Below are 13671 nucleotides of genomic sequence, written 5' to 3' on the forward strand. Positions count from 1 at the left end.
GAGAGACCGCAATGACCAGTAGAAGCTGCCCGGCGCTGTTAATCGCCGCGCCGGCCTCCGGCCAGGGCAAGACCACCGTCACCGCTGCGCTGGCGCGGTTGCATGCGCGGCAGGGCAAGCGCGTGCGGGTGTTCAAGTGCGGGCCGGACTTTCTCGACCCGATGATCCTAGCGCGTGCCAGTGGCAAGCCGGTCTATCAGCTCGACCTGTGGATGGTCGGCGAAGAGGAGTCGCGACGCCTGCTCTGGGAAGCGGCGGGCGAGGCCGACCTGATCCTGATCGAAGGGGTGATGGGCCTGTTCGATGGTTCGCCCTCGGCGGCTGATCTGGCGCGGCGCTTCGGCGTGCCGGTGCTGGCTGTCATCGATGGCTCGGCTATGGCGCAGACCTTCGGCGCCATGGCGCACGGGCTGAGCAGCTTCCAGCCGGACCTGCCGTTCGACGGCGTGCTGGCCAATCGGGTCGGCAGCGCCCGGCATGGCGAGATTCTGCGCGACAGCCTGCCAGAGTCGATCCGCTGGTACGGCGCCCTGCCGCGCAGCGTCGAGGTAGAGCTGCCCAGCCGGCACCTGGGGCTAGTACAAGCCGAGGAGCTGGCTGATCTGGACGCCCGTCTGGATGCCGCCGCCGATGCTCTGGCACTCAGTGCGGACACGGAGTTGCCTGCCCCGGTCACTTTCGCCGCGCCGGCCAGTGCGCTGCTCGAACCGCTGCTGGCGGGGGTTCGCATCGGCGTTGCACGCGATGCGGCCTTTGCCTTTCTCTACCAGGCCAATCTCGACCTGCTGCAGGCGTTGGGTGCCGAGTTGCTGTTTTTCTCGCCGCTGCGCTTTGCCCGCTTGCCGGCCGTGGACAGTCTCTATCTACCGGGCGGTTATCCCGAGCTGCACCTGCGCGGTCTGTCGCGCAACCGCGCCATGGCCGAGGCGATCCGTGCGCATCATGAGTCGGGCAAGCCGATCCTCGCCGAGTGCGGCGGCATGCTCTACCTGCTCGACGGGCTGACCGACCGTGGCGACGAGCGCGCGCAGATGCTCGGCCTGCTGCCCGGTGAGGCGCGCATGCACAAGCGCCTGACCGCGCTGGCGCTGCAGGAAGTGGAGCTGCCGGAAGGGCGGCTGCGCGGGCACACCTTCCATCATTCGGCGCTGGAGTCGCCACTCGAGCCGCTGGCTCGCGGCGAGTGTCCGAACTACAAGCGCACCGCCGAAGCGGTCTACCGCCGGGGGCGGCTGACGGCGTCCTATATCCACCTGTACCTGCCGTCCGATCCGGCAGCCGCTGCGGCGCTGTTCCGGCCATGAGCGCGCATGCCTTCAGCCCGCAGGAGCGCGCAGCGGTCTATCGCGCCATCGGCGAGCGTCGCGACATGCGTCATTTCGCCGGCGGCGAGGTGGCACCGGAGCTGCTGTCGAGGCTGCTCAACGCCGCGCATCAGGCACCCAGCGTCGGCCTGATGCAGCCGTGGCGCTTTGTCCGCATCACCCGCCCCGAGTTGCGCACGGCCATCGCCGATCTGGTCGGTGAGGAGCGCCAGCGCACGGCTCAGGCGCTTGGCGAGCGTTCCGCCGAGTTCATGCGGCTCAAGGTCGAGGGCATCGAGGATTGCGCCGAACTGCTGGTCGCCGCGTTGATGGATGGTCGCGAGCAACATATCTTCGGCCGCCGCACGCTGCCGGAGATGGACCTCGCCTCGCTGGCCTGCGCGATCCAGAATCTCTGGCTCGCGGCGCGGGCGGAAGGCCTGGGGATGGGCTGGGTGTCACTGTTCGATCCCGACGCGCTGGCCGCCTTGCTCGGCATGCCGGACGGTGCCAAGCCGGTGGCGATCCTCTGCCTCGGGCCGGTGCAGGAGTTCTACTCGGCACCGATGCTGGCACTGGAAGGCTGGACCACGCCGCGACCGCTGCACGAACTGGTTTTCGAGAATGCCTGGGAGGCGAAATGAGCAAGGGGCCGCAGCGCATCGTCTGCCTGTCCACCGAGACCTGCGAAACGCTTTACCTGCTGGGCGAGCAGGCGCGCATCGTCGGCATCTCCGGCTTCACCGTCCGCCCGCCGCAGGCGCGCAAGGAAAAGCCCAAGGTCAGCGGCTTCACCAGCGTCAAGCATGAGCAGATTCTCGCCCTCGAGCCGGACCTGGTGCTCGGCTACAGCGACCTGCAGGGCGACATGCTCGCCGAGCTGGCGCGCGAAGGATTGGAGGTGCACCTGTTCAACCAGCGCGATATCGCCGGCATTCTGCGCATGATCGAGACGCTCGGTGCGCTGGTGCACGCTGGCGAGCGCGCGCGAGCGCTGATCGGTGAGCTGCAGGCGGGGCTGGACGTCATCCGCGCCAGCGCCGCTGCCTTGCCGCGCCGGCCGCGGGTGTACTTCGAGGAATGGAACGAGCCGCTGATTTCCGGCATCGCTTGGGTCAGCGAGCTGATCGAACTGGCCGGTGGCGAGGACTGCTTCGCCGAGCTGGCGGCGTTCAAGCGTGCCAAGCAACGCATCATCGAGGACCCGCAGGAAGTGGTGCGCCGCGCGCCGGAGCTGATCGTCGGCTCCTGGTGCGGCCGCCGTTTTCGCCCGGAACAGGTGGCTGCACGGCCTGACTGGCACGCGATTCCGGCGGTGCGCACGGGCCAGCTGCACGAGATCAAGTCGCCGGACATCCTCAACCCCGGCCCGGCGGTGCTGACCGACGGCGTACGCCAGCTGCATGCGCTGATCAGTTCCTGCGCGCAGAGGGCCGAGTGAGTCTGTTCCTCACCGTTAGCGCGGCGCTGCTGCTGGATGCGCTGCTCGGCGAGCCGAAGCGGGCGCATCCACTGGTAGCCTTCGGTCGCCTGGCCGATCGCCTGGAGCAGCATTTAAACGGGTCTGCGGCGCGCGGCTGGCGCAGCCACGGGGTGACCGCCTGGTGCCTGGCGGTGTTGCCACTGACCTTGCTGGCCTGGCTGCTCAGCCTGTTACCGACCGTCGGCTGGCTGGTGGAGATCGTTCTGCTCTATCTGGCCCTGGGCCTGCGCAGTCTGGGCGAGCATGCACTGCCGGTGGCGCAGGCGCTGTGGCGGCATGATCTGCCAGAGGCTCGCCGCCGCGTCGGCTGGATCGTCAGCCGCGACACCACGCAGCTGGACGAGGAGGGCGTGGCCCGTGCGGCCACCGAGTCGGTGCTGGAGAACGGCAGCGATGCAGTGTTCGCCGCGCTGTTCTGGTTCATCGTCGCGGGCGCTCCAGGTGTGGTCCTGTACCGCCTGAGCAACACGCTGGACGCCATGTGGGGCTATCGCAACGCGCGCTTCGAGCGCTTCGGCTGGGCCGCGGCGCGCATCGACGACGTGCTCAACTACGTGCCGGCACGGCTGGTCGCGCTGACCTATGCATTGCTCGGGCGCACCCGCCGCGCGCTGCGTTGCTGGCGCACCCAGGCGCCGCTGTGGGACAGCCCCAATGCCGGTCCGGTAATGGCGTCCGGGGCTGGAGCGCTGGGTGTGGTGTTGGGTGGCGCCGCCATTTATCACGGTGAAGTGCATGCGCGGCCCGAGCTGGGCCGGGGCCAGGCGCCGCAGGCGCGGCATATCGAACATGCGCTGGACCTGGTCTGGGGTGGCGTCGGCGTCTGGCTGCTGACACTGCTGTTTGGTGGCTGGCTCTATGCTTGAGCACGGTGGACGTTTGCGCGCAGCCGCACAGCGCTACGGCATTCCGCTTTCGGATTGGCTCGACCTGTCCACTGGCATCGCCCCTTATCACCCGCCGTTGCCGAGCATTTCCAGCTGCGCCTGGACACGTCTGCCAGAGCCTGAAGATGGCCTGGAAGTAGCGGCCCGGCAGTACTACGGTGCGCGCGCGGTGTTGCCAGTGGCCGGTTCGCAGAGTGCCATCCAGGCCCTGCCGCGCCTGCGCGGGTCGGCGCGGATCGGCATCGTATCGCCCTGTTATGCCGAGCACGCCGAGGCCTGGCGTCGCGCCGGCCACCGTGTCGTCGAGCTCTGCGAGGCCAGCGTGCCGCGTGCACTGGATCAGCTCGACGTGCTGGTGGTGGTCAACCCGAACAATCCCACCGGCGAGCTGATTGCGCCGCAGCGCCTGCTGGAATGGCGCAGTGAGCTGGCGGCCTACGGCGGCTGGTTGGTGGTGGACGAGGCGTTCATGGACTGCACGCCGCAGCACAGTCTGGCCGAGCACAGCCATCTGCCCGGACTGATCGTGCTGCGCTCGTTCGGCAAATTTTTTGGCCTGGCCGGCGCGAGACTGGGTTTCGTACTTGCCCACACTGGCCTGCTGCATTCGCTCGCCAGGCTGCTTGGCCCCTGGACGGTGAATGGCCCGACGCGGCAGCTGGGCGCAGTGCTGCTGGCTGATCAGTCTGCTCAGCAGCGCCAGCGCGAATGCCTGCACTGCGACGGCCAGCGTCTGACCGACCTGCTACGCCGCCATGGCCTTGCGCCGCTGGGCGGCTGCGCACTGTTCCAGTGGTGGGTCAGCGACGACGCTGTTCTGCTGCATGACTTTCTCGCCCGTCGCGGCATTCTCACGCGGTTTTTCGCTCAGCCTTCCAGCGTGCGTTTCGGCCTGCCGACCCATATTGGTTGGGCGCGGCTTGATCAGGCTCTGCAATTTTTCAGGGAGCAACATCCATGACGACGCTGATGGTGCAGGGGACCACCTCCGACGCCGGCAAGAGCACACTGGTGACGGCGCTGTGCCGCTGGTTGGCACGCCAAAGGGTTGCCGTCGTGCCGTTCAAACCGCAGAACATGGCGCTCAACAGCGCGGTGACTGCAGATGGCGGCGAAATCGGCAGGGCTCAGGCCGTACAGGCGCAAGCGGCGAACCTCGCGCCGCACACCGACATGAATCCGGTGCTCCTGAAGCCCAACAGCGACATTGGCGCCCAGGTGATCATCCACGGCCGCGCGGTGACCAGCATGGATGCCGCCGCCTACCATGACTACAAGCGCGTGGCGATGCAGGCGGTGCTCGACTCGCACCAGCGGCTGTCCGCGGCTTATCGCGTGGTGATGGTCGAGGGCGCCGGTTCGCCTGCGGAGATCAATCTGCGCGCCGGCGATATCGCCAACATGGGCTTCGCCGAGGCGGTGGATTGCCCGGTGATCATGATCGCCGATATCGACAAGGGTGGGGTGTTCGCCCATCTGGTCGGCACCCTGGCGTTGCTCTCGGCAAGCGAGCAGGCGCGGGTTCAGGGCTTCGTCATCAACCGTTTTCGTGGCGACATCGCGCTGTTGCAGCCCGGTCTCGACTGGCTGGAGCAACGCACCGGCAAGCCGGTACTGGGCGTGCTGCCGTATCTGATGGATTTCCATCTGGAAGCGGAGGATGCCATCGACGTGCGCCAGTCCGGCAAGGCCGGCGACGCGCTGAAGGTGGTGGTGCCGGTGCTGCCGCGCATCAGCAACCACACCGACTTCGACCCGCTGCGCCTGCACCCGCAGGTCGACCTGCAGTTCGTCGGTCCCGGGCAGCCGGTGCCGCCTGCCGATCTGATCATCCTGCCCGGCTCGAAAAGCGTACGCGCCGACCTCACCTGGCTGCGCGCCAACGGCTGGGAAGCAGCAATCCAGAAGCACCTGCGCTACGGCGGCAAATTGCTGGGCATCTGTGGCGGCCTGCAGATGCTCGGCACGCGCATTGCTGATCCGCTCGGGCTGGAAGGTCCGGCGGGGGAGAGCGAGGCGCTCGGGCTGCTGGATTTCGACACGGTTCTTGAGGCGGACAAGCAGTTGCGCAACGTCACCGGCCGGTTGCTACCGGGCGGCGTGCCGGTCAGCGGCTACGAGATTCATGCCGGCGTCAGCAGCGGCCCGGCCCTGGAGCAGCCTGCGGTGCAGGTCGACGACGGCCGCTGCGATGGCGCCATCAGCGCCGACGGGCAGGTGCTCGGCACCTATCTGCACGGCCTGTTCGAGGGGCCCGAGGCCTGTGCTGCGCTGCTGCGCTGGGCAGGCCTCGATGCGGTGGAAACTGTCGACTACCACGCGCTGCGCGAGCGCGACATCGAGCGCCTCGCCGACTTGGTCGAGACACATCTGGATACCGCGCGGTTACGCGCGCTCTGCGGGCTGGAAGACTGAGCATGCTGGAACTGATTCTTGGCGGCGCCCGCTCGGGCAAGAGCCGCTTTGCCGAGCGTCTGGCTGCCGATAGCGGCCTGGCGGTTACCTATATCGCCACCAGCCAGCCGCTGGACGGCGAGATGACCGAGCGCATCGCCCATCACCGTGAGCGGCGCCCGGCGCACTGGACACTGGTCGAAGAACCCCTGCAACTGGCGCGGGTGCTGCGCGAGCAGGCTGCTGCGAATCGCTGCCTGCTGGTCGACTGCCTGACCCTCTGGCTAACCAACCTGCTGATGCTGGACGACGCGGCGCGCCTCGCCGAGGAGCGTAATGCCCTGCTCGAATGCCTGGACGGGCTGCCAGGGCGGATCCTGCTGGTCAGCAACGAGACCGGCCTCGGCGTGGTGCCGCTGGGCGAGCTGACCCGTCGCTATGTGGACGAGGCCGGCTGGCTGCACCAGGCCGTGGCGGAACGGGCGCAGCGGGTGACCTTTATGGTCGCCGGGCTGCCCATGACATTGAAGGACGCACATTGAAGGAAGCGCATTGATGCACGATTGGTGGAACGAGCCATGCCACATGCTGGATGAATCCGTGCGCGCCCAGGCATTGGCGCGCCAGGATCAGTTGACCAAGCCACGTGGTGCGCTCGGCCAGCTCGAAGCCCTGGCGGTGTCGCTGGCAGCTATGCAGGGCAGCGAGCGGCCGCAGGTCGAGCGCCTGCATGTCAGCGTGTTCGCCGGCGATCACGGCGTGGTGGGAGAGGGTGTTTCGGCTTATCCGCAATCGGTGACCGGGCAGATGCTGCGCAATTTCGTCGGCGGCGGGGCTGCACTGAGCGTGTTGTCAAAGCGCCTGGGCGCGCCGCTGGAGGTGACCGACCTGGGCACGGTGGAACCGCTACAACTGGATGGCGTGAGCCATTTGCGACTCGGCCCCGGCACGGCCAACCTGGCTCGCGAAGCGGCGATGAGTGACGAGCAAATGCGTCTGGCCCTGGCAGCCGGACGCGACAGCGCGCAGCGTGCTGCGGAAGGCTCTGCCCAGCTGTTCATCGGTGGCGAAATGGGCATCGGCAACACCACCAGCGCCAGTGCCTTGGCTGCCGTGCTGCTGCCGCGCTCGCCGTTGACCCTGGTCGGGCCGGGCACCGGGCTCGATCTGGCCGGTGTTCGCCACAAGGTTCAGGTGATCCAGGACGCGGTTCGGCTGCACGCCGAGCATTGTGTCGCGCCGCTTGAGGCCCTGCGCCGACTGGGTGGTTTCGAGATCGCGGCGCTGGCGGGTGCCTATCTGCGCTGCGCGCAGCTGGGCATTGCGGTACTGGTCGACGGCTTTATCTGCAGCGCTGCCGCGCTCTGTGCGGTGCGGCTGAACCCGGCATGTCGGCCCTGGCTGATCTTCGCCCATCGTTCTGCCGAGCCTGGTCACGTAGCGGTCCTGGAAGCGCTCGGTGCCGTTCCGTTGCTCGATCTCGGCTTGCGCCTGGGTGAGGGCAGCGGGGCGGCGCTGGCGGTGCCCTTGTTGCAGCAGGCCTGCGCGCTGCACAACGAAATGGCGACGTTCGCCGAAGCCGCAGTTTCGGACCGAACTGCATGATTACGAGCATCGATCTGCTGCGCCATGGCGAGACCGAGCAGGGCGGTGGCTTTCGCGGCAGCCTCGACGATGCGCTGACTGAGCGTGGCTGGCAGCAGATGCGCGATGCGGTTGCTGGTGCCGGTCCCTGGGACGCGCTGGTCAGCTCGCCGCTGCAGCGCTGCGCCACCTTTGCCCGGGAGCTGGCCGCGCAGCACGGCTTGCCGCTGCAGCTGGAGCCGGACCTGCGCGAGCTGCATTTCGGCGACTGGGAAGGCCGTAGCGCCGCCGATCTGATGCAGCACAGTGCCGAGGTGCTCGGCCTGTTCTGGGCCGATCCCTACGGATTTACGCCGCCTGGCGGTGAGCCGCTGGTGCAGTTCGAGGCGCGCGTGCTGAATGCTATCGACAGCCTTCGGCAGCGCTTTGCCGGCCAGCAACTGTTGGTCATCTGTCATGCCGGCGTCATGCGCCTGCTGCTGGCGCGCGCGCGGGGCTTGCCAAGGGAGCGGCTGCTGGAGGTTGTCGTGGCCCACGGCGAACTGCTGTCGCTCTCCGTCGAGGAGTAGGACCTGCCGATGCTGCCACTATTGATCGCCCTGCAATTTCTCACCAGCCTGCCGATCCGCTTGCCGGCAATGCCGGAGCCAGAGCAGCAGGGGCGCTCATTGCTGTATTACCCCGTGGTCGGTCTGTTGCTCGGCGCGTTGCTCGGTTTGGCCGCGTTTGTGCTGGCTGGGGCTGCACCGCTGTTACAGGCGGCCTTGCTCCTCACCCTCTGGGTTGCGCTGACCGGCCTCTTGCACCTCGATGGCCTGGCCGACAGCGCGGACGCCTGGCTGGGTGGCTTCGGCGACCGCGAGCGCACGCTGCAAATCATGAAGGACCCGCGCAGCGGCCCGGTCGCCGTGGTGGTTCTGGTGCTTTTGCTGTTGCTTAAATTCAGCGCGCTGTTGGCGTTGCTCCAGGCGCAACAGTACTCCGCACTGTTGCTGGCGCCGGTGCTGGGGCGGGCCGCGCTGCCAGCGTTGTTTCTCTTGACGCCGTATGTGCGGCCCAACGGACTTGGTCATGCGCTGGCAGCGAATCTGCCGCATGGCGAGGCGAGGGGCGTACTGGCGCTGGTCGCGGTGGGTTGTTTGCTGTTCGGCAGCAGCGGGCTGATCGCTCTGTCGTTGGCTGCGGTGACGTTTATGCTGGCGCGTCGCGCCGTGCTGCGCCGGCTTGGCGGCACCACCGGCGATACCGCTGGTGCGCTGCTGGAGCTGGTGGAGTGCACGGTATTGGTAGGGCTGGCGCTGCAGCTCTAGCGGTCTGCCACCGGTCGACGGTCGAGCACGGGCGCATGTTGCGCCATCAGTTCGATGACCCAATCGATGAACACGCGCAGTTTGGCACTGACATGCCGATTCGGTGGGAACGCCAGGTACAGCGGCATTTCATCGAGCCGCCAGTCTTGCAGCAGTGGCAACAGCTCGCCGTTGGCCAGGTGCGTTCTGACCATGTACTCCGGCAGCCAGATGATGCCCAGCCCGGCCAGCCCCGCGGCCAGACAGGCATTGCCGTCGTCCACGGCAAGCGCATAGCGGCCGTGTACCTGAACCTGCTCATCCTGCCGCTGCATGACGTACGGTGTGGGTTTGCCGGTGCGCGCCCAGAGAAAGCCGACAACGCGGTGGTGGCTGTTTTCCAGCTCGCTCGGATGTGTCGGCACGCCGGCGCGTTCGAGGTAGCCAGGGGCCGCGTAGACGCCAAGGCGTAGGTCGCCAACATGGCGGGCGATCAGTGACTGGTCGGTGATTTCTCCACCGCGCACCACGCAGTCCACATTCTCCCCGATCAGATCCACCCGCCGATCACTGACGCCCATGTCCAGCTGGATGTCCGGATACTTCGCATAGAAGGCCGGTAATGCCGGAATCAGGATCATCCGCGCCAGTGGGCTGGGGACGTCCACGCGCAAGCGTCCTCGGGGCACTGCTGCTGCGGCGGACAGGCTTGTTTCGGCGTCGTCCAGATCGGCCAGAAGGTGCAGGGCGCGCTCGTAATAGGCCGCACCGTCGGCGGTGACGTTGACCTTGCGCGTGGTGCGGTTGAGCAGCCTGACGCGAAGCCGCGCCTCGAGTTGCTGGACCTGCTGGGTGACGCTGGTCTTGCTGATGCGAAGGGTTTCGGCGGCCTTGGTGAAGCTGCCGGTTTCCACCACGCGAACGAAGGCCTGCATCGCATCGAAACGGTCCATCTGAACTCCCGCGGATTGTTTGGATTACGCAAATAGTGTTGAGCGACCTGGCGCGTTTATCCAGTGCTTTGCGACTTCTACAGTGAGGCCTTCATTCAACGGGTCGCTCCGACCCTTGCTGGAGGTTGCACATGACACCGCGTGACGTTGTTTTTCCGCCTGGCCGCCAGGCGCTCTACGAGCGCAATCGTTATTCCCCGGCCATCCGTGCCAATGGCTTGCTGTTCGTCTCCGGCCAGGTCGGCAGCCGCGAGGACGGCTCACCCGAACCGGAGCTGGAGGCGCAGGTTCGGCGCGCCTTCGATAACCTGAACGCGATCCTGCAGGCGGCGGGTTGTACGTTCGACGATGTCATCGACGTCACCGTGTTCATGGTCGATCCGCAGGCGATCTTCGAGCGGGTCTGGAGCGTCGTGCCCGAATACTGGGGCGCAGCGCCGCATCCGACGCTGACTGCGGTTGGGGTTACCTGGCTGTACGGCTTCCAGTTCGAGATCAAGGTCATTGCCAAGCTGCCGGAACCGGCTGCGGCTTGAGCCCGCTCAGCCCAGCAGCGCCACCGTCTTGATCTGCGCCCACAGCGCCTGGCCGGGTGTGATGGCCAGCTGATCGGCCGAGCGCCGGGTGATGCGTGCCAGCAGCGGCGTGCCACCGGCATCGAGGCGGACCAGCACATGCGCCGGCGTATCGGCCGCGACCATGGCCTCGACCCGAGCGGGGAGCAGGTTGGTGATACTGCTGCCTTCGGCGCGTTGCAACGCCAGGCTCACATCCCGTGCATGCACGCGAAAGCGCAGGCGCTGGCCCAGGGCTTCCGGACGCTGCGAGACCAGCACTTCGCCGCCGGGAAAGCTCAGTCGGGTCAGGTGGTACTCGGCATCATGTTCGGCAATCTCGCCTTCGATCACCACACCGGCGTCATCGCTGAAGGCGGTCGGCAGGTCCAGTCGCGCGAGCGTCTCGCGCAGTTCGCCCTGAGCGATGGCCCGCCCCTGTTCCAGCAGCACGACGTGATCGGCCAGGCGCGCCACTTCGTCCGGCGAGTGACTGACGTAGAGCACGGGGATATCCAGTTCGTCGTGCAGCCGTTCCAGATATGGCAGGATCTCGCTCTTGCGCTTGAGGTCGAGGGCGGCCAGCGGTTCGTCCATCAGCAGCAGGCGCGGGCTGGTCAGCAGTGCGCGGGCGATACCGACACGCTGGCGCTCGCCGCCGGAAAGCCGATCCGGCATCCGCTCGAGCAGGTGATCGATGCCCAGCAGTTCCACCGCTTGCTCCAGCGCTACACGGCGATGTGGTGCCGGTACTCGGCGCATGCCGAACTCCAGATTGCGCCTCACCGATAGATGGGCGAACAGGTTGGCCTCCTGAAACACATAACCGATTGAGCGGCGATGCGGTGGCACGAACAGGTTCTGCGCGTTGTTCTGCCAACGCTCGCCATTGACGGTCAGCTGGCCCAGGCCTGAGTGCTCCAGGCCCGCCACGCAGCGCAGCAGGGTGGTCTTGCCCGAGCCGGAGTGACCGAACAGCGCGGTCACTCCACGGCCGGGCAGTTGCAGATCGACGTCCAGGCTGAAGTCGGCATAGTCGAGGCGAAAACGTGCCTGGATCCCGCTGTTGCTTGCAGCACCGCTCATCCGCGCCACCCTTGCTTTAACCGGCTGCCATAAAGCACCAGCAGCACCAGGAAGGAGAACAGCAGCATGCCGCCAGCCAGCCAGTGCGCCTGGGCGTACTCCATGGCTTCGACATGGTCGTAGATCTGCACCGACACCACGCGTGTCTGCCCCGGAATGTTGCCGCCGATCATCAACACCACGCCGAACTCGCCGACGGTGTGGGCGAAACCGAGGATGCTTGCGGTAATGAAACCGGGGCGGGCGAGTGGCAGAACCACACTGAAGAAGGTGTCCCAGGGGCCGGCGCGTAGCGTGGCTGCGGCTTCTAGCGGGCGCTCGCCAATGGCTTCGAAGGCGTTCTGCAAGGGCTGCACCACGAACGGCAGCGAGTAGAACACCGAGCCGACCACCAATCCGGCAAAGGTGAACGGCAGGGTGCCGAGCCCAAGACTCTGGGTGAACTGGCCGATGAAACCGTTGGGGCCCATGGCTACCAGCAGGTAGAAGCCGAGCACCGTCGGCGGCAGCACCAGCGGCAGCGCGACCACGGCCCCAATCGGGCCCTTCATGCGCGAGGTGGTGCGCGCCAGCCACCAGGCGATGGGTGTGCCGATCAGCAGCAGGACCAGCGTGGTCACGCTGGCCAGTTTGAAGGTCAGCCAGATTGCTGCCAGGGCCACGCTGTCCAGCGGCATGCTGCTACTCCAGCCCGTAGCCATAGGACTGGATCAGCGCGCGGATCTGCGGCTGCGCCAGGTAATCCAGCAGCGCTTTGGCTGCAGGGTTGTCTTGCCCTTTGGTCAGCAGCACGGCTTCCTGGCGGATGGCCGGGTGGATGTCGGTGGGCACAACCCAGCCCGAGCCGGTAGCGATCCGGCCATCCTTCGCCACTTGGGACAGCGCGATGAAGCCCAGCCGCGCATTGCCGCTGGCGACGAACTGGTGGGTCTGGGCGATATTTTCGCCCTGCACCAGGCGGCCGCGCAGGGTGTCGTCGAGCCCGAGATGTTCCAGTGTGGCCAGGGCGGCAGCACCATAGGGCGCAGTTTTCGGGTTGGCCATGGCGAGGTGGCGGAAATCGCCCTTGCGCAGCAGGGCAGGGCCGTCCTGCACCAAGCCCGCAGTCGGCGACCACAACACCAGGCGGCCAACGGCATAGGTGAAGCGGCTACCGGGTATGGCCGCGCCTTCCTGCTCGAGCCGCCCTGGCGTGGTGTCATCCGCTGACAGCAGGACCTCGAACGGTGCGCCATTGCGAATCTGCGCATAGAACTTGCCGGTGGCGCCGAAGGCAAGTCTGGCCTGGTGGCCGGTGTCACGCTCGAAGCGGCCGGCGATTTCCCGCATCGGTGCCGTGAAGTTGGAAGCGACCGCCACCTGCACCTGTGCCGCGAGGGCATTGCCGAACGGCAGCAGGAGGAGAGTCAGTGCGTAGCGGAGTGCTCGAGATGGATGCATGCGGCCTCGTTCGGTGCAGAGCGGCTGGGGCGCATCATATTGCAGTTTGGCCGAGCTGTGATTGACCGGACGCGCTTCGGCCTGCGCGGGCATTGTCGCGGGCTCGGCGGCAGAGTAGCGTTGTGAGCCCGCGACCGGAGAACTGGCCATGAATATCACTCGTCCCCTGGCGGCACTGACCCTGGTCTTTGCCAGCGCTTCGGTGGTCGCCGCCGAATGCCCGGCACTGCTGCAGCACGAGTTGCCCAAGCTGCGCTCCAAAGAAACCATCGATCTGTGCAGCCAGTTCCAGGGCAAGGCCCTGGTGGTGGTCAACACCGCCAGCCATTGCGGCTTCACCGGGCAGTTCAAGGGGCTCGAAGCGCTCTATCAGCGTTACAAGGACGACGGCCTGGAGGTGCTCGGCGTGCCCTCGGATGACTTCTTCCAGGAGGCCGATGACGAGGCCGAGACGGCCGAGGTCTGCTACGTGAATTACGGTGTTACCTTCACCATGACCCAGACGCAGCCGGTACGAGGTGGCGATGCGACGCCGTTGTTTCGCCAGCTGGCAGAGCAGGCCGGAGCAGCGCCGCGCTGGAACTTTTACAAGTACGTGGTCGATCGGGAAGGGCGCGTCGTCGCGCATTTTTCCAGCAAGGTCGCGCCGGATGACCCGCGCCTGATCGCAGCGGTGGAGAAGGCGTTGGAACGGTAG

16 protein-coding genes are annotated in these 13671 nt (G+C 66.8%); 12 read left to right on the forward strand and 4 right to left on the reverse strand.

Going from position 1 to position 13671, the window contains the following annotated elements:
- Window positions 1–11: 11 nt before the first annotated feature.
- From LW136_RS07665 to LW136_RS07710, 10 genes are read left to right on the forward strand one after another with little or no spacing between them, the layout of a single operon-like run.
- A complete protein-coding gene (locus LW136_RS07665) occupies window positions 12–1304 on the forward strand; it encodes a cobyrinic acid a,c-diamide synthase CobB (protein WP_234174879.1) in 1293 nt (430 codons plus the stop codon).
- Window positions 1301–1948, forward strand: a complete 648-nt coding sequence (gene bluB, locus LW136_RS07670; protein WP_234174880.1) for a 5,6-dimethylbenzimidazole synthase — start codon at window positions 1301–1303, stop codon at window positions 1946–1948. The genes LW136_RS07665 and bluB overlap by 4 nt, the downstream gene beginning before the upstream one ends.
- On the forward strand, window positions 1945–2745 hold the full coding sequence (locus tag LW136_RS07675; RefSeq protein WP_234174881.1) for a cobalamin-binding protein: 801 nt from the start codon (window positions 1945–1947) through the stop codon (window positions 2743–2745). The genes bluB and LW136_RS07675 overlap by 4 nt, the downstream gene beginning before the upstream one ends.
- Window positions 2742–3653 (forward strand): adenosylcobinamide-phosphate synthase CbiB, encoded by a 912-nt coding sequence (gene cbiB, locus LW136_RS07680; RefSeq protein ID WP_234174882.1) that lies wholly within the window; start codon window positions 2742–2744, stop codon window positions 3651–3653. Before LW136_RS07675 ends, cbiB begins: the two co-directional genes overlap by 4 nt.
- Window positions 3646–4635 carry a threonine-phosphate decarboxylase CobD gene (cobD, locus tag LW136_RS07685; RefSeq protein WP_234174883.1) on the forward strand — a complete coding sequence of 330 codons (990 nt, stop codon included), beginning with the start codon at window positions 3646–3648 and terminating at the stop codon, window positions 4633–4635. The genes cbiB and cobD overlap by 8 nt, the downstream gene beginning before the upstream one ends.
- Window positions 4632–6089, forward strand: a complete 1458-nt coding sequence (locus tag LW136_RS07690; protein ID WP_234174884.1) for a cobyric acid synthase — start codon at window positions 4632–4634, stop codon at window positions 6087–6089. The genes cobD and LW136_RS07690 overlap by 4 nt, the downstream gene beginning before the upstream one ends.
- A 2-nt stretch (window positions 6090–6091) precedes the next feature.
- Window positions 6092–6610: a bifunctional adenosylcobinamide kinase/adenosylcobinamide-phosphate guanylyltransferase gene (gene cobU / locus LW136_RS07695; RefSeq protein WP_228207351.1), complete on the forward strand. Its 519-nt coding sequence runs from the start codon at window positions 6092–6094 to the stop codon at window positions 6608–6610.
- Window positions 6611–6623: 13 nt separating this feature from the next.
- A complete protein-coding gene (gene cobT / locus LW136_RS07700) occupies window positions 6624–7673 on the forward strand; it encodes a nicotinate-nucleotide--dimethylbenzimidazole phosphoribosyltransferase (RefSeq protein WP_228207350.1) in 1050 nt (349 codons plus the stop codon).
- Window positions 7670–8221 carry an alpha-ribazole phosphatase family protein gene (gene cobC, locus LW136_RS07705; protein WP_102840747.1) on the forward strand — a complete coding sequence of 184 codons (552 nt, stop codon included), beginning with the start codon at window positions 7670–7672 and terminating at the stop codon, window positions 8219–8221. The genes cobT and cobC overlap by 4 nt, the downstream gene beginning before the upstream one ends.
- A 9-nt stretch (window positions 8222–8230) precedes the next feature.
- The gene (locus LW136_RS07710; protein ID WP_234174885.1) at window positions 8231–8962 is read left to right on the forward strand and encodes an adenosylcobinamide-GDP ribazoletransferase; all 732 of its coding nucleotides are present in this window, start codon (window positions 8231–8233) and stop codon (window positions 8960–8962) included.
- Here LW136_RS07710 and LW136_RS07715 read toward each other — a convergent pair.
- The gene (locus LW136_RS07715; protein WP_234174886.1) at window positions 8959–9894 is read right to left on the reverse strand and encodes a LysR family transcriptional regulator; all 936 of its coding nucleotides are present in this window, start codon (window positions 9892–9894) and stop codon (window positions 8959–8961) included. The genes LW136_RS07710 and LW136_RS07715 overlap by 4 nt on opposite strands.
- A gap of 131 nt (window positions 9895–10025) precedes the next feature.
- On the opposite strand from LW136_RS07715, the gene LW136_RS07720 reads away from it, so the two are divergent.
- Entirely contained in the window at window positions 10026–10430 is a 405-nt protein-coding gene (locus LW136_RS07720; protein ID WP_234174887.1) for a RidA family protein, read from the forward strand.
- Window positions 10431–10436: 6 nt separating this feature from the next.
- Here the strand turns inward: LW136_RS07720 and modC are convergent, their stop codons facing one another.
- From modC to modA, 3 genes are read right to left on the reverse strand one after another with little or no spacing between them, the layout of a single operon-like run.
- Window positions 10437–11534, reverse strand: a complete 1098-nt coding sequence (modC, locus tag LW136_RS07725) for a molybdenum ABC transporter ATP-binding protein (protein ID WP_234174888.1) — start codon at window positions 11532–11534, stop codon at window positions 10437–10439.
- Window positions 11531–12235: a molybdate ABC transporter permease subunit gene (gene modB, locus LW136_RS07730; RefSeq protein ID WP_179484568.1), complete on the reverse strand. Its 705-nt coding sequence runs from the start codon at window positions 12233–12235 to the stop codon at window positions 11531–11533. Before modB ends, modC begins: the two co-directional genes overlap by 4 nt.
- Window positions 12216–12974: a molybdate ABC transporter substrate-binding protein gene (modA, locus tag LW136_RS07735; RefSeq protein WP_234174889.1), complete on the reverse strand. Its 759-nt coding sequence runs from the start codon at window positions 12972–12974 to the stop codon at window positions 12216–12218. Before modA ends, modB begins: the two co-directional genes overlap by 20 nt.
- A 148-nt stretch (window positions 12975–13122) precedes the next feature.
- Here modA and LW136_RS07740 point away from each other — a divergent pair, with 148 nt between their 5' ends.
- Complete coding sequence (locus LW136_RS07740) at window positions 13123–13671, forward strand: glutathione peroxidase (RefSeq protein WP_234174890.1); 549 nt, start codon at window positions 13123–13125, stop codon at window positions 13669–13671.

This window comes from Stutzerimonas kunmingensis, assembly GCF_021432085.1.
Taxonomy (GTDB): domain Bacteria; phylum Pseudomonadota; class Gammaproteobacteria; order Pseudomonadales; family Pseudomonadaceae; genus Stutzerimonas.

Coding starts and splice junctions, on each gene's coding strand:
- cobD (WP_234174883.1), top strand. CDS start 3,646: ATGCTTGAGCACGGTGGACGTTTGCGCGCAGCCGCACAGCGCTACGGC.
- bluB (WP_234174880.1), top strand. CDS start 1,301: ATGAGCGCGCATGCCTTCAGCCCGCAGGAGCGCGCAGCGGTCTATCGC.
- modC (WP_234174888.1), bottom strand. CDS start 11,534: ATGAGCGGTGCTGCAAGCAACAGCGGGATCCAGGCACGTTTTCGCCTC.
- LW136_RS07675 (WP_234174881.1), top strand. CDS start 1,945: ATGAGCAAGGGGCCGCAGCGCATCGTCTGCCTGTCCACCGAGACCTGC.
- cobC (WP_102840747.1), top strand. CDS start 7,670: ATGATTACGAGCATCGATCTGCTGCGCCATGGCGAGACCGAGCAGGGC.
- LW136_RS07690 (WP_234174884.1), top strand. CDS start 4,632: ATGACGACGCTGATGGTGCAGGGGACCACCTCCGACGCCGGCAAGAGC.
- modB (WP_179484568.1), bottom strand. CDS start 12,235: ATGGCTACGGGCTGGAGTAGCAGCATGCCGCTGGACAGCGTGGCCCTG.
- LW136_RS07720 (WP_234174887.1), top strand. CDS start 10,026: ATGACACCGCGTGACGTTGTTTTTCCGCCTGGCCGCCAGGCGCTCTAC.
- LW136_RS07710 (WP_234174885.1), top strand. CDS start 8,231: ATGCTGCCACTATTGATCGCCCTGCAATTTCTCACCAGCCTGCCGATC.
- modA (WP_234174889.1), bottom strand. CDS start 12,974: ATGCATCCATCTCGAGCACTCCGCTACGCACTGACTCTCCTCCTGCTG.
- LW136_RS07740 (WP_234174890.1), top strand. CDS start 13,123: ATGAATATCACTCGTCCCCTGGCGGCACTGACCCTGGTCTTTGCCAGC.
- cobU (WP_228207351.1), top strand. CDS start 6,092: ATGCTGGAACTGATTCTTGGCGGCGCCCGCTCGGGCAAGAGCCGCTTT.
- cobT (WP_228207350.1), top strand. CDS start 6,624: ATGCACGATTGGTGGAACGAGCCATGCCACATGCTGGATGAATCCGTG.
- LW136_RS07715 (WP_234174886.1), bottom strand. CDS start 9,894: ATGGACCGTTTCGATGCGATGCAGGCCTTCGTTCGCGTGGTGGAAACC.
- LW136_RS07665 (WP_234174879.1), top strand. CDS start 12: ATGACCAGTAGAAGCTGCCCGGCGCTGTTAATCGCCGCGCCGGCCTCC.